The organism is Achromobacter sp. MUI-25009338, assembly GCF_057359325.1.
Map to the genome: position 1 here is coordinate 3149996 of NZ_CM170627.1, position 12906 is coordinate 3162901.

At 70.1% G+C, this 12906-nt stretch carries 11 protein-coding genes; 1 reads left to right on the forward strand and 10 read right to left on the reverse strand.

Features of this window, described 5'->3' with window-relative positions; translation table 11 throughout:
• Positions 1 to 57 precede the first annotated feature (57 nt).
• Positions 58 to 1629: a MocR-like pyridoxine biosynthesis transcription factor PdxR gene (gene pdxR / locus AC1IQ6_RS14905; RefSeq protein ID WP_102771011.1), complete on the forward strand. Its 1572-nt coding sequence runs from the start codon at positions 58 to 60 to the stop codon at positions 1627 to 1629.
• On the opposite strand, the gene AC1IQ6_RS14910 is transcribed toward pdxR, so the two are convergent.
• From AC1IQ6_RS14910 to AC1IQ6_RS14955, 10 genes are all read right to left on the reverse strand, one after another.
• Positions 1609 to 3024 (reverse strand): NAD(P)/FAD-dependent oxidoreductase, encoded by a 1416-nt coding sequence (locus AC1IQ6_RS14910; protein ID WP_485864845.1) that lies wholly within the window; start codon positions 3022 to 3024, stop codon positions 1609 to 1611. The two genes, pdxR and AC1IQ6_RS14910, sit on opposite strands and share 21 nt — an antisense overlap.
• A 50-nt stretch (positions 3025 to 3074) precedes the next feature.
• Positions 3075 to 3467, reverse strand: a complete 393-nt coding sequence (locus AC1IQ6_RS14915; protein ID WP_102771009.1) for a nuclear transport factor 2 family protein — start codon at positions 3465 to 3467, stop codon at positions 3075 to 3077.
• Positions 3468 to 3730: 263 nt separating this feature from the next.
• On the reverse strand, positions 3731 to 4687 hold the full coding sequence (locus AC1IQ6_RS14920; protein ID WP_485864846.1) for a CobW family GTP-binding protein: 957 nt from the start codon (positions 4685 to 4687) through the stop codon (positions 3731 to 3733).
• Positions 4687 to 6327, reverse strand: coding sequence for an amidohydrolase (locus tag AC1IQ6_RS14925; protein WP_102771007.1), 1641 nt, complete (start codon positions 6325 to 6327; stop codon positions 4687 to 4689). The genes AC1IQ6_RS14920 and AC1IQ6_RS14925 overlap by 1 nt, the downstream gene beginning before the upstream one ends.
• A gap of 27 nt (positions 6328 to 6354) precedes the next feature.
• Positions 6355 to 7377 carry an ABC transporter ATP-binding protein gene (locus AC1IQ6_RS14930; protein ID WP_111825246.1) on the reverse strand — a complete coding sequence of 341 codons (1023 nt, stop codon included), beginning with the start codon at positions 7375 to 7377 and terminating at the stop codon, positions 6355 to 6357.
• Positions 7374 to 8375, reverse strand: coding sequence for an ABC transporter ATP-binding protein (locus AC1IQ6_RS14935; RefSeq protein WP_485864847.1), 1002 nt, complete (start codon positions 8373 to 8375; stop codon positions 7374 to 7376). Before AC1IQ6_RS14935 ends, AC1IQ6_RS14930 begins: the two co-directional genes overlap by 4 nt.
• Entirely contained in the window at positions 8372 to 9277 is a 906-nt protein-coding gene (locus tag AC1IQ6_RS14940; RefSeq protein WP_102771004.1) for an ABC transporter permease, read from the reverse strand. Before AC1IQ6_RS14940 ends, AC1IQ6_RS14935 begins: the two co-directional genes overlap by 4 nt.
• Positions 9274 to 10242 carry an ABC transporter permease gene (locus AC1IQ6_RS14945; protein WP_102771003.1) on the reverse strand — a complete coding sequence of 323 codons (969 nt, stop codon included), beginning with the start codon at positions 10240 to 10242 and terminating at the stop codon, positions 9274 to 9276. Before AC1IQ6_RS14945 ends, AC1IQ6_RS14940 begins: the two co-directional genes overlap by 4 nt.
• A 10-nt stretch (positions 10243 to 10252) precedes the next feature.
• Positions 10253 to 11830 (reverse strand): ABC transporter substrate-binding protein, encoded by a 1578-nt coding sequence (locus AC1IQ6_RS14950; RefSeq protein WP_102771002.1) that lies wholly within the window; start codon positions 11828 to 11830, stop codon positions 10253 to 10255.
• Positions 11831 to 11966: 136 nt separating this feature from the next.
• Positions 11967 to 12890: a bifunctional enoyl-CoA hydratase/phosphate acetyltransferase gene (locus AC1IQ6_RS14955; protein ID WP_485864848.1), complete on the reverse strand. Its 924-nt coding sequence runs from the start codon at positions 12888 to 12890 to the stop codon at positions 11967 to 11969.
• Between the last annotated feature and the right edge of the window lie 16 nt (positions 12891 to 12906).

Here is a 12906-nt window from a genome sequence, read left to right on the forward strand (position 1 = left end):
CAGTGGCAGCCCCGGGACGCAGCGCCGTCCCCGCGGTCCACCCAAGGGGGAGCCCTCATGTCCAGCCAGGCCTCGATGCTCAAGCCCGTGTTGTGGGAGCGCCTGTTCGAACGCGAAAGCGCGCCCAACCTCAGCCTGCAAGGCTGCGTGCGCCAGATGCTGGTGTCCGCCATCCTCAGCGGCCACCTGCCGCCCGGCACGCCGGTGCCATCCAGCCGCCATCTCGCCGACCAGTTGCGGATCGCGCGCAACACCGTCGTCTTCGCCTACCAGCAGCTGGTCAGCGAAGGCTACCTCGTCTCGCGCGAGCGCAGCGGCCATTTCGTCAGCGAGACCGTCATGCAGGGGCATTCCGGCCCCGCCTCCGATCCCGCGCCGCCGGCCGGCGGCGCGCCCGCCGTGCGCTGGAACGAACGGCTGCGCTTCCGCCCCTCGCGCCAGCGCAACATCAGCAAGCCGCGCGACTGGCAGAAGCAGCCCTACCCCTTCGTCTACGCGCAATTCGACCAGGACCTGTTCCCCACCGCCGAATGGCGCGAATGCTGCATCAAGGCCCTGTCGGTCCTGGACATCCGCAGCTGGGCGCCCGACCTCATCACCCATGACGACCCGGCGCTGATCGAGCAGATCCGCACCCAGGTGCTGCCGCGCCGCGGCGTATGGGCCGACGCCGAGGAAATCGTCATCACCGTGGGCGCGCAGCACGCGCTCTACCTGCTGGCCGACCTGCTGGTCAACGAGGACACGGTGGTCGGCATGGAAGATCCCGGCTACCCCGACGCCCGCAACATCTTCGCCAGCCACACGCGCCACCTGCTGCCCATGCCGGTGGACGAACAGGGCCTGCGCACCGGCACGCACCTGCTGGGCTGCGACTACCTGTTCGTCACGCCCGGCCACCAGTGCCCCACCACGGTCACGCTCGCGCCCGAACGCCGGCAGGCCCTGCTGGCGCTGGCGCGCCAGGCCGACAGCCTGATCATCGAGGACGACTTCGAAAGCGAGACCCGCTGGGGCGAAGGCGCCATCCCGGCGCTCAAGAGCCTGGACCGCGACGGCCGCGTGATCTACGTGGGCAGCCTGGCCAAGTCCTTCGCGCCCGGCCTGCGCATCGGCTATATCGTGGCCCCGCGCGAACTCACGGCCGAGCTGCGCGCGCTGCGCCGGCTGATGCTGCGCCACCCGTCGGCCTATATCCAGCGGGCATTCTCGCTGTTCATCTCGCTGGGCCATCACCACGCGCTGCTGCGCCGGCAGTCCCAGGCCTACCAGAAGCGCGGCCAGGAGCTGGCGCGCGCGCTGGCGCAGCACCTGCCCGACTTCAAGGCCATCCCCATCACCGGATCGTCCTCGTGCTGGCTGCAAGGCCCGCCCTGGCTGGACGCCGCCGAGCTGTCCGAGGCGGCGCTGGCCGAAGGCGTGGTGGTCGAGCCGGGCGACGTGTTCTTCATGGACGGCGCCAGCGCGCCGCGCAACTTCCTGCGCGTGGGGTTCACGTCCATCCGCCCGGAACACATCGAGCCGGGCATCGCCAGGCTGGCCAGGGTGGTGGCCCGCTACCGCGCGCAGGCCGAAAGCCGGCAGCCGGCCGGCCCGGCCCTCAGCGCCCTAGAGCAGTTCGTCTCGTAAGTAGTACCACCGGTACAGCAGCCCCTGGCCCAGCCGCCGGAACGGCGCGAACGGATGTCCCGGCAAGGGGGTGTCGTAGATGGGCAGGTTCCAGGCCTGGTCGTCATGGCCCATCATGCGCTGCGCCAGCCGCCGGCCGGCCTGCGCCGAGAACGCCACGCCATTGCCGCCATAGCCGAACGCGTAATACACCGGCTGGGCCGGATCGGGCTGCGTGACCCGCGGCATCATGTCGTGGCTGACGTCCACCCAGCCCCACCACGAATACGCCACCTCTATCCCTTTGAGCGCGGGAAACTTGCGCGCCAGCCCCTCGCGCAGCAAGGCCAGGTGGCGGGGATGCTGCGCATCCGCGCCGCGCAGCGCGCTGCGGCTGCCTATCTGCATGCGGCCGTCCGGCAGCAGGCGGTAATAGAAACGCAGCGTGCGCGTGTCGGTGATGAACACCGTGCTCTTCAGGCCGGCGGCCTCGCGCTCGGCGGGCGACAACACGCGCGTGACCAGCGAGTTCGACAGCACCGGCATGATGCGGTTGTCCAGCAGCCGGTTGACGCCCTGCGCGGTGTAGCCGCCGGTGGCGAACGCCACCCGCCGCGCGTGCACCACGCCGCCCGGCGTCTGCAGCCGCACCCGGCCGTTTTCCGCGCGCCAGCCCAGCACCGGGCTGCCCGGATGAACGCGCACGCCCAGCGCGCGCGCCTGCCGCAGATAACCGTAGGCGAGCTTGAGCGGATGCACGCCCACGCCGTCGGGCTCGTGCATGGCGCCCACCGCCTCGTGGTCGTCGATGTAGCGCTCGCGCAGTTCCGCCTTGCCCAGCATCTTCGTGTCGTAGCCGAACACTTCGCGCATCACGCGCGCCTCGTTCTGCAGGAACGCCATTTTCTTCTGGCGGTGCGCGGTGTACAGGTGCCCGCCCGGCTGCGCGTCGCAATCGACCTGCGCGACCAGGCTCTTCCAGTACTCGAAGCCGTCGCGGATCTCGGCGTCCAGGCGCTTGGCGGTGTCCAGGCCCCAGCGCGCGATCCACTGCGAGCGGTACAGCCGGCCCGAGGCGTTCTGGCCCTGGCCGCCGTTGCGGCTGGTGCAGCCCCAGACCACGCGGTTGGCCTCCAGCACCACCGCCTTGACGCCGAAGTCGCGCGCCAGCGTCAGCGCCGCGGACAGGCCCGTGAAGCCCGAACCGACGATGACCACGTCGGCCTCCATATCGCCGTCGACCGGGCCGTCGTCGGCGGGCGGCTCGCCCGCCGTCGCGACCCAGTAGGTGGGCGCGTAGTCCTGCCCGCGCCCCGGCGGCGAGACCAGCGGATCGTAGGCCGGGTTATAGGCGTTGATGGCCGCGCCGCCCGGGCGGGCCGGACCTGCGGATTCGAAGGACATTTGGGTATCCATGCTGCGGCTTCCGGTTGTTGGATGCATGGCTGACGGATGCGAGCCGACGGTCAGGAACGCGCCGGCAGGGCCGGCCGCTGCTTGCGGAACGCGTTCTTCACGCGGATCTTGCCGTCCTGGAAGGTGAAGACGTCGACCATGTCCGCCTCCACCCGCGACCCGTCGGCCGCGGTGCCGGTGAAGGTCGATTCGGACACGCCGCGATCCCCGGCGACCCAGTGCCTGCCGTTGCGCCATTGCGCGTCGGGAAAGGCGGCCCAGGCCGCGGCGAAGGCGGCGCGCACCGCCTCGCGCCCCGAATGCCGCGTGCCCCACTGCTCGGGCCCGCCCACGGTTTCGAACACGCAGTCCTCGCTCATGAAGGACATCAGGGCGTCGATATCGTGGCGGTTCCAGGCAGCCGCGAAGTCGGCCAGCATTTCCTCGGTGACGGTGTTGTGCATTGCGACCCTCCGGTATGCGCCGGCGCACGGCGCGCCAGTGCTCATGAGCCAAGGTAAGTGAGCGCCGGGACAGGGTCTAGAACCAGAAACGGGAAATCGCTTGCACCAGAATCTGGGGCGGACCGATGGGTTTCGCGCGCGCTATAGCCGAATGCTTGCGCAAGGAATCTCGCGCTGCACCCATCCGACGTTGCCGGGTCGTAGGATGGGTGCAGCGCGCGATCCCTTATGCAAGAACTCAAATATCGAACGCGCGAAACCCATCACCCCCCCACAACCGCCGCAGCCAGCCATGCCGCCAACGCGTCCCGGTCGAGCGCCCCGCGCAGCCCTATCATCACCAGCCCCTGCGGCGGCGCCTCTGTCGGCGGACTCGCCCGCGTGTCGTAGCGCACCCGGCGCCCCGCCAGCTGCACCAGCACCAGTCCGTGCCGGTCCGTGCGCACCCAGCCCTTGGCGCGCAGCAGCTGGCGCGGCGTCTGCCTGAGCCGTTCGGCCAGCCGGTCGGCGTTCAGCAAGGCCGGCGCGGGCCACAGCCAGCTTTCGAACGGATGAGCCGGGTCCTCGTGATGGTGCGCCGGATGGCTGCAGCCCGGGCCGGCGCAGGCATGGCCTTCCACCGGCGCGGCGGCGCTTTCGCCCAGCAGATAGCGCAGGTCCACGCGTCCTTCGCAGGCCTCGATGAGCGGCGCGCCGCCCGTCATGCGGTCCAGCCAGGCGCGCAGCGCCTCGCGTTCCCGCGGCGGCGCCAGGTCGGTCTTGTTCAGCACCAGCAGGTCGGCGGCGCGCAGCTGGCGTTCCAGCGTGTCCGCCAGCAGCGGATCGACGGCCAGCGTCCGCACGTGGGCGGCGTCGGCCACCACCACCACGCTTTCGAGCTGCAGCATCGGATCGCTCATGCCGACCTGGGCGATGCGGGCCGGGTCGGACACGCCGCTGGCCTCGATCACGATCCATTCGGGCAAGGGGTCCAGCGCCAGCACGCGCGCCAGCGCGTCGTCCAGCCCGCCGGCCATCGAACAGCAGACGCAGCCGTTGGCCAGCCGGATGACCTCGTCGGCGCGCTGGGCGATCAGGCCCGCGTCGATGTCGACCGGGCCGAAGTCATTGACCAGCACCGCCGCGCGCCGGCGGCTGTCGGCCAGCACGTGGTTGAGCAGCGTGGTCTTGCCCGCGCCCAGGAAGCCGCCCACCACCGTGAGCGCGATGCGCGCGGCCATCAGCCCTCCTGCAAGGCCAGCGGCACCCCGCCAATGACGGTGCCGGCCACCTTCAGGTCCTTCAGGCCGTCGGCCGGCACGCTCAGCGGATCGTCCTCCAGCACGCAGAAATCGGCGTACTTGCCGACTTCGATCGAACCGACCAGATGATCCAGGTGCAGGGTGTAGGCCGCGCCCAGCGTCACCGCATGCAGCGCCGCGTCCACGCCGATGCGTTCGGATTCGCCCAGCACCCGGCCGGAGGCGGTCTGCCGGTTGACGGCGCACCACGCGGTGAACAGCGGCCCCAGCGGCGTGATCGGCGCGTCCGAGTGGATCGCGAACGGCACGCCGGCACGCGCCGCGGTGGCGCAGGCGTCCATGCGGTTGGCGCGGTCCGGGCCCATGGTCAGCGCGTAGTGGGCGTCGCCCCAGTAGTAGATGTGATTGGCGAAGAGGTTGGCGCACATGCCCAGGCTGGCCATGCGCCGGAACTGCGCGGCGTCGGCCATCTGGCAGTGCTGCAGCGTGTGGCGGTGGTCGCGCCGCGGATTGCGGCGCAGCGCCCGGTCCACCGCCTCGATGGCCAGCTGCGTGGCCTCGTCGCCGTTGGTATGGATGTGCAGCTGCGCGCCGGCGTCGTGATAGGTCTGCACCAGCGCGTCCAGTTCCGCCGGCGCGGTGACCCAGATGCCATTGGGCGCGCCGTTGTAATAGCCCGGCCAGCGCACCCGCGCGGTAAAGCCCTGGATCGAGCCGTCCACCACCAGCTTGACCATGCCGAAATGCAGCTTGTCGTGGTTCTGCGCGCGCGCCCGCTCCAGCCGGGCCAGGCAGCCCGCCGGATCGCCGGCGTAGGTCAGGGCCGAGGCCGCCGGCACGATGCGGACCGGATAGTCCGGCTCCGCGGTCACGCGCGCCAGCGCGGCGGCGCCCTCCTCGGTCAGCTCGTTGACCAGGTCGGTGGCGGTGGTCACGCCGGCCCATTTCGCCACCTGGCCGAACATGCGCAGCCCCTCTTCCGACACGCCCAGCGTGCGAAACGGGCTGCCGATCAGGCGCATGACCGGGAACATGGCGGCGAATTCGCACAGCTCGCCGCTGGGCTGGCCGTCGTCCATGCGGGTGATGCCTTCGATGTCGGTGTCGCGGTCGATGCCGGCGCGCGCCAGCATGGGCGTGTTGACGTTCATCAGGTGCATGCTGGCGTGCATGACCACGACCGGCCTTTGCGCCGAAACGGCGTCCAGGTCGCGCACGTCCATGCGCCGGCCTTCGAAGAAGATGGGATCGAAGCCCCAGCCGATCAGCGTGGCGTCCGGGGCCAGCGCGCGCTCGGCCTCGCGCAACCGCGCGGCGACCGCCTCGAAACTCTTGAGCCCTTCCCACAGCCGGCCGTCGGGCCCGCGCCGGTCATAGAAGCCGACGTAGACGAACTTCCACATGCCGCCTTCGGGCAAATGGCAATGACCTTCCACCAGCCCCGGCATGAGCACCTGGCCGGCATAGCGCTCGTCCAGCCGGGCCGGCCCCCAGCCAGCCAGCGACTCCTTGGTGCCCACCCCGAGGATGCGGCCGTCGCGCACGGCGACGTGGGTGGCGCGCGGCTGCGCCGGGTTCATCGTCAGGATGCTGCGTGCGGCATAGATCGTGGTGTTCATCCGGCTCTCTCCTCTGGCTATCCGGGGTCAGCCCTGCAGCGGCGAAGTCAGCACGCCGTTGCGGGTTTCGACGAAATGGCAGGCCACGCGGTGGCCCGGCGCGACCTCGCGCAGCGCCGGCTCCTGCGCGGCGCACATGGGCTGGGCGGCCGGGCAGCGCCCGGCAAAGCGGCAGCCCGGCGGCGGGTCCACCGGGCTGGGCGGGTCGCCGGCCAGCCGCACGCGGCGCGCGGCCAGCTCGCGTCCGCCCTTGACGGTAGGCACCGCCGACATCAGGGCCACGCTGTAGGGATGCAGCGGGCGCGAGAAGAACGCTTCCCGCGTGGTCTGTTCGATGATCTTGCCCAGGTACATGACCGCGATGTCGTCGCAGATGTGCTCGACCACCGCCATGTCGTGGGAAATGAACAGAAAGGACTGGCCCTGCTCGCGCTGGATGCGGCGCAGCAGGTTCAGGATCTGCGCGCGGATGGCGATGTCCAGCGCCGACACGGGTTCGTCGCAGACGATCAGGTCGGGCGCGCTGGCCAGCGCCCGCGCCACGTTCAGGCGCTGGCGTTGGCCGCCCGAGAACTGGTGCGGAAACAGCTGGCGCTGCTCGGGCCGCAGGCCGACCAGCTCGAACATGCGGGCCACGCGCGCCTCACGCCCGCCGGGCGGATCGATGCCCATCAGGTCCAGCGGCGAACGCACGATGTCGCCCGCGCGCTGGCGCGGATTGAGCGAGGAATACGGGTCCTGGAACACCAGCTGCAGGCGCCGCCGCATGCGCCGCAGGGCCTGGCCGCGCAAGGCCGTCAGGTCGGCGCCGTCGAAGTGGATGGAACCGGCGGTCGGGTCGGCCAGCCTCAGCACCGAGAGCGCCGTGGTGGTCTTGCCCGAGCCCGACTCGCCCACGATCGCCAGCGTGCGGCCGCGCGCCAGGTCGAACGACACGCCGTCCACGGCCTTGACCACCGCGGGCCTGCCGTCGCGGCCGCGCCCGCCGATGGGAAAATGCACCGCCAGGTCGCGCACGGACAGCAAGGCGGGAGCGTGCGGCGTCGTCATGGCGCTGCCTCCGGATAGAGCCAACAGGCCACCTCGTGGGCGGCGCCCACCTGGGTGAGCGGCGGAAAGGCCTCGGCGCAGCGCGCCATCGCCTGGCTGCAGCGGTCGCGGAACGGACAGCCCGCGCCGCGCTCCCAGACCGAGGGCACCACGCCGGGAATCTCCGGCAGGTCGGGCCGGATGTCGGTAGGCTGGCGGTCCAGTTCGGGCAGGCAGGCGATCAGCCCGCGGGTGTAGGGATGGCGCGGCTCGGCCAGGATTTCGCGCACGCCGCCCTGCTCCACCACGCGCCCGCCGTACATCACGACCACGCGGTCGGCCATTTCCGAGACCGCGCCCATGTCGTGCGTGATCAGCAGCACGGCGGTGCCGCGGCGCGCCTGCTGCTCGCGCAGCAGGTCGAAGATCTGGGCCTGCACCGTCACGTCCAGCGCAGTGGTGGGCTCGTCGGCGATCAGCACGTCCGGGTCGCAGGCCAGCGCGATGGCGATCATGACGCGCTGGCGCATGCCGCCGGACATCTGGTGGGGATAGTCGTCCACGCGCCGCTCGGGCAGCGGAATGCCGACGGACTTCAGCATCTCGATGGCGCGCTGGCGCGCCTGGGCCTTGCTCAGGCCCTGGTGCAGGCGCAGCGGCTCGGCGATCTGGTCGCCCACGGTGTAGACCGGGTTGAGCGCGGTCATGGGTTCCTGGAAGATCATCGAGATCTTGTTGCCGCGCACCTCGCGCATGGCCGCTTCGTCGTGCGCGGCCAGGTCGGCGCCGCGCAGGCGCACGCTGCCCGCGCCGATCCGGCCCAGCGGCGGGATCAGCCGCATGATGGCCAGCGCCGTCATGCTCTTGCCGCAGCCCGACTCGCCCACCAGGCACAGCGTTTCGCCGGCGCGCATGTCGAAGCTCACCGCGCTCAGCACCTCGGCCACGCGCGAGCGCGTGCGGAATTCCAGGCTCAGGCCGTCGACTTCGAGCACCGGGGTCTGGTCGGCGGCCGTCATGCGCGCCCCCGCGAGTTGGGGTTGAGCGCGTCGTTCAACCCGTCGCCGATCAGGCTCACGGCCAGCACCGTCAGGAAAATGGCGGCGCCGGGCAGCGTCACGGCCCACCACGCGGTCAGGATGTAGGGCCGGTTGCTGCCTATCATGAGGCCCCAGCTCATCACGTTCGGATCGCCCAGGCCCAGGAAAGACAGCCCGGCCTCGAACAGGATCGCCGTGCCGATGGCCAGCGTGGCCGACACGATCAGCGGCGCCAGCGCGTTGGGCAGGATCACCTTCCAGATGATGCGCGCGTCCGACGCGCCGATGACCCTCTCGGCCAGCACGTACTCGCGGCGCTTGAGCCGCAGGAACTCGCCGCGCGCCAGCCGCGCCGTGCCGGTCCAGCTGACCACGCCGATGGCCACCGCGATGGTGGCCAGCGATGGCGAAAACAGCGTCACCAGCACCATCGCGAACAGCAAGGTGGGCAGCACCTGGAAGAACTCGGTGATGCGCATCAGGATCTCGTCGATCCAGCCGCCGTAATAGCCGGCAAGCGCGCCCACCGTCAGGCCGATGGCCATGGACAGCACGGCGGCCACCAGGCCCACCAGCAAGGTGGCGCGCCCGCCGTAGACCATGCCGGTCAGCACGTCGCGTCCCAGGTAGTCGGTGCCCAAGAGCGCGTCCTCGCCCGGCGGGGTCATGGGCGCCCAGGCGATCTCGAAAGGATCGGCCTGCATGACCATCGGCCCGAAGATCGTCACGCCCAGGATGGCGGCCAGCAGCAGCGCGCCGGCCACCGCCGAGGGATTGCGCGCGAACACGCGCAGCGCTTCGTAGGAAGGCCGGGCCGGCGGGCGGGCCGCCGCCGTGTCGGCGGGCGCGATAACAGGCATGGCGGAGGGAGCTTGGCTCATGTCGTCTTGATCCGGGGATCGATCAGGCGGTAGGCCAGATCGGTAAGCTGGTTCATCACCACCACCAGGAGCGATGCGAACAGCAGAATGCCCAGCAGCGTGGGATAGTCGCGCCTGAGCACGGAATCGAATGCCAGCCGCCCCAGCCCGGGCCAGTTGAAGACCGTCTCGACCAGGATGGCGCCAGCCAGCACGTTGCCGAACTGCAGGCCCAGCATGGTCACCACCGGCAGCACGCCGTTGCGCAGCGCGTGCTTGTACAGCACCGAGCGCTCGGGCAGGCCCTTGGCGCGCGCGGTGCGGATGTAGTCGGCCGCCAGCGCCTCCATGACGCTGGCGCGCGCCAGCCGGCTGTACTGCGCCAGGTACACGAAGGCCAGCGTGAAGGCCGGCAGCACCAGGTGGTGCAGCACGTCCAGCACGCCCGCCCAACCCTCCTGCGGGCCGCCCGCCGAGCGCATGTCCGACACCGGAAACAGCGGCAGCACCGAGGCGAACAGCAGGATCAGGATGATGCCGGTCCAGAACACCGGCGCCGAATAGCCCACCACCGACAGCAGCGTGATGCCCTGCGACAGCGGCCCGTTGGGCTTGCGCGCGGCCAGCGTGCCCAGCAGCGTGCCGACCAGGAAGGCGCTGAGCACCGAGGTCACCACCAGCAGCAGCGTGGCCGGCACCCGCTCCCAGATCAGCTGCGCCACCGGCACGTTGAAGAAGTACGAATAGCCGAGGTCGCCGCGCAGCACCTGCGACAGGTAGATGCCCAGCTGCGCCAGGAACGGCTTGTCCAGCCCGTACTGGGCGCGCAGCTGCGCGCTCAGTTCGGCGCTGATGCCGCCCATCGAGCCGGCGATGGTCTCGACCGGATCGCCCGGCGCGATGTGGATGAGCAGGAAATTCAGCGTCACCACCGCCAGCAGCAGCACCAGGGCATAGGCGAGACGGCGCACGAGATAGCGCATCATGGCCGCGCTCCTACTGCAGATAGGTGTCGTCCATGGGGGACATGACGCCCCAGATTCCGTTGGGCAAGGCGTGCACCTTCTTGGAAGCCAGGGTGTGGTACGGGACGACCGTCAGGAACTCGATGGGCAGGTCCTCGGTGACGATGCGCTGGAATTCGGCGTACAGCGCGCGGCGCTTGTCCACGTCGGTCTCGGTGCCGGCCTGCTCCAGCAGCGCGTCGACCTTGGGATTGGCGTAGGACTGCGTATTGGTCCAGATGATGTCGCGGATATTGGTCGACAGGTAGGTCCGGTGCACGCCGATCACCGGGTCGCCCCAGTTGAAGACAATGTCGTTGGTGAGGTCGAAATCGTGGCTGGACACGCGCTTGGCCCAGGTCGCGAAGTCGGGCGAGGCGCGCACCTGGATGGCGATGCCCACTTTCTTGAGCTGGCTGCGCAGGTACTCCGCCACGTTCTTGCCCTGCACGTCCGAGCCCGGTATGGAGTCCACCGTGAGCGTCAGGCGCACGCCGTTGGCGTCCTTCTTGAGGCCGGCCGCCTCCAGCAGTTCTTCGGACTTCTTCAGGTCCAGCGGATACTTCTTGACGTCCGGAGACGCGAACGGGCTGGTGGCGACGATGGGGCCGTCGGCGGCCTTGGCGAAACCGCCATTGAGCGCCTTGGTGATGAAGCGCTTGTCGATCGCGTAGGCGATGGCCTGGCGCACGCGCACGTCGTCCAGCGGCTTGCGCGCCGTGTTGAAGGCCAGCCAGCTGAGCGCGCCTATGCCTTCATAGCCCTGGTTGGTCATGGTGAGCGCCGCGTTGTCCTTGGCGCGCCGCAGAATGGTCGGCTCGGTCATGTAGGGCAAGACGTTGATGTCGCCGCGCTCCAGCCCGATCAGCAGATTGGTGGCGTCCGGGTTGAACTTCATGACGATGCGGTCCAGGTAGGGCTTGCCCGGCAGGAAGAACTTGTCGAACTTCTCCAGCACGATTTCCTGGCCCGGCTTGAATTCCTTGAATACAAACGGCCCCGAGCCGACCACATTGGCCGAATTGCGCGGATGCGTCTTGAGGTCCTGGCCGTCGCCGTAGATGTGCTTGGGCAGCACCGGCATCAGGGCCGGCGACAGCGCCAGCAGGATCGCCGGGTGCGGCTTGCTCATGCGCAGCACCACGGTATAGGGGTCGGGCGTGTCGACGGCCTCGACCGGCGCGAACATGGTCTGGAACGGGTGGTTCTTCTTGACCGCCATGATGGAGAACGCCACGTCTTCCGAGGTGACCGGCTTGCCGTCATGGAACAGCGCGTCCTTGCGCAGGTGCATCGTCAGCGACTTGCCGTCCTCGGCCAGCTCCCAGGTTTGCGCCAGATAGGGTTGCGGCTTCCAGTCGGCGTCGTAGCGCAGCAGGCTGGCGAACAGCTGGGTGCTGGGCAGCGCGGTCGCGGTGCCGGACTGCACCGCGCCGTTCAGGTGCCGCGGCACCTGCGTCGAGCCGATGACCAGCGTGCCTCCGGATTTGGGCGCATCGGCCGCCGCGGCGGTTCCGGCCAGCGCCAGCGCGGCCAGTATGGTGGTCAGGTAGTGTCTTGCGCTGCGCATGTCGAACCCCTTTATGTTCCGGCTTATGAACCATGCATCGGATGATGGTCTTGGGGGGTAGCGTAGCCAGCATGCGGGTCCGGGCTTAGTACCAAACCGCCGGACTTGTTGGAACCAGCGCGCCCCGCCCCGGTGCTCACGAGACGGCCAGCGCGCGCGCGTACAACACGGCCACCGCGCAGCTGTTGACGCGGGCCGGCATGGAGTCGGAACGGCTGGTCAGCAGCACCGGCACGCGCGTGCCCAGCACCAGCCCCGCGGTGCCCGCCCCGGCCAGCCAGGTGAGTTCCTTGTAAAGCATGTTGCCGGCCTCGATGTCCGGCACCAGCAGGATGTCGGGGTCCCCGGCCACGGCCGACACGATGCCTTTCTGTTCGGCCGCGGCGCGCGAGATCGCGTTGTCGAAGGCCAGCGGGCCGTCGACCTCGGCGCCGCGGATCTGCTGGCGGTCGGCCATTTTCGACAGGGCCGCCGCGTCCAGCGTGGCGGGCATGGACGGGTTGACCGATTCGGTGGCGCACAGCACCGCCAGCTTGGGCCGCGCCACGCCCAGCGCGCGCGCCAGGTCGATGGCGTTCTGGGCGATATCGGCCTTTTCCTGCAGCGTGGGCGCGATGTTGACCGCCGCATCGGTCAGGATGAACAGCTTGGGATAGGCCGCCACCGCCATCACGAAGGCGTGGCTGATGCGCCGGGCGCCGCGCAGCCCGGCCTCGCGCGCCACCACGGCCGACATGAAATGATCCGTGTGCAGGCTGCCCTTCATCAGCATGCGCACGGCCCCGTCGCGCGCCAGGGCGGCGGCCGCGCCGGCCGCCAGCCTTTCGTCGTCCGGCGTGTCCACCACCTCCAGCGCGTCCTCGGCCAGCCCGGTCTCGGCCATCAGCGCGCGCAGCCGCGCCGCCGGACCCACCAGCACCGGTTCGATGAAGCCGGCCTCGCGCGCCTGCACCGCGGCGCCCAGGCTGGTGGGGCACAGCGGATAGGCCACCGCCGTGCGCAGGCGTCCGGCCTCGAGCGCGGCGCGGCGCAGCGGCTCGAACATTCGATCGCTTTCCATTCTGTGTGCTCCTGCC

Excerpts from the sequence above, each read along its gene's own strand:
- pdxR (WP_102771011.1), top strand. The coding sequence starts at position 58 with ATGTCCAGCCAGGCCTCGATGCTCAAGCCCGTGTTGTGGGAGCGCCTG.
- AC1IQ6_RS14910 (WP_485864845.1), bottom strand. The coding sequence starts at position 3,024 with ATGGATACCCAAATGTCCTTCGAATCCGCAGGTCCGGCCCGCCCGGGC.
- AC1IQ6_RS14915 (WP_102771009.1), bottom strand. The coding sequence starts at position 3,467 with ATGCACAACACCGTCACCGAGGAAATGCTGGCCGACTTCGCGGCTGCC.
- AC1IQ6_RS14920 (WP_485864846.1), bottom strand. The coding sequence starts at position 4,687 with ATGGCCGCGCGCATCGCGCTCACGGTGGTGGGCGGCTTCCTGGGCGCG.
- AC1IQ6_RS14925 (WP_102771007.1), bottom strand. The coding sequence starts at position 6,327 with ATGAACACCACGATCTATGCCGCACGCAGCATCCTGACGATGAACCCG.
- AC1IQ6_RS14930 (WP_111825246.1), bottom strand. The coding sequence starts at position 7,377 with ATGACGACGCCGCACGCTCCCGCCTTGCTGTCCGTGCGCGACCTGGCG.
- AC1IQ6_RS14935 (WP_485864847.1), bottom strand. The coding sequence starts at position 8,375 with ATGACGGCCGCCGACCAGACCCCGGTGCTCGAAGTCGACGGCCTGAGC.
- AC1IQ6_RS14940 (WP_102771004.1), bottom strand. The coding sequence starts at position 9,277 with ATGAGCCAAGCTCCCTCCGCCATGCCTGTTATCGCGCCCGCCGACACG.
- AC1IQ6_RS14945 (WP_102771003.1), bottom strand. The coding sequence starts at position 10,242 with ATGATGCGCTATCTCGTGCGCCGTCTCGCCTATGCCCTGGTGCTGCTG.
- AC1IQ6_RS14950 (WP_102771002.1), bottom strand. The coding sequence starts at position 11,830 with ATGCGCAGCGCAAGACACTACCTGACCACCATACTGGCCGCGCTGGCG.
- AC1IQ6_RS14955 (WP_485864848.1), bottom strand. The coding sequence starts at position 12,890 with ATGGAAAGCGATCGAATGTTCGAGCCGCTGCGCCGCGCCGCGCTCGAG.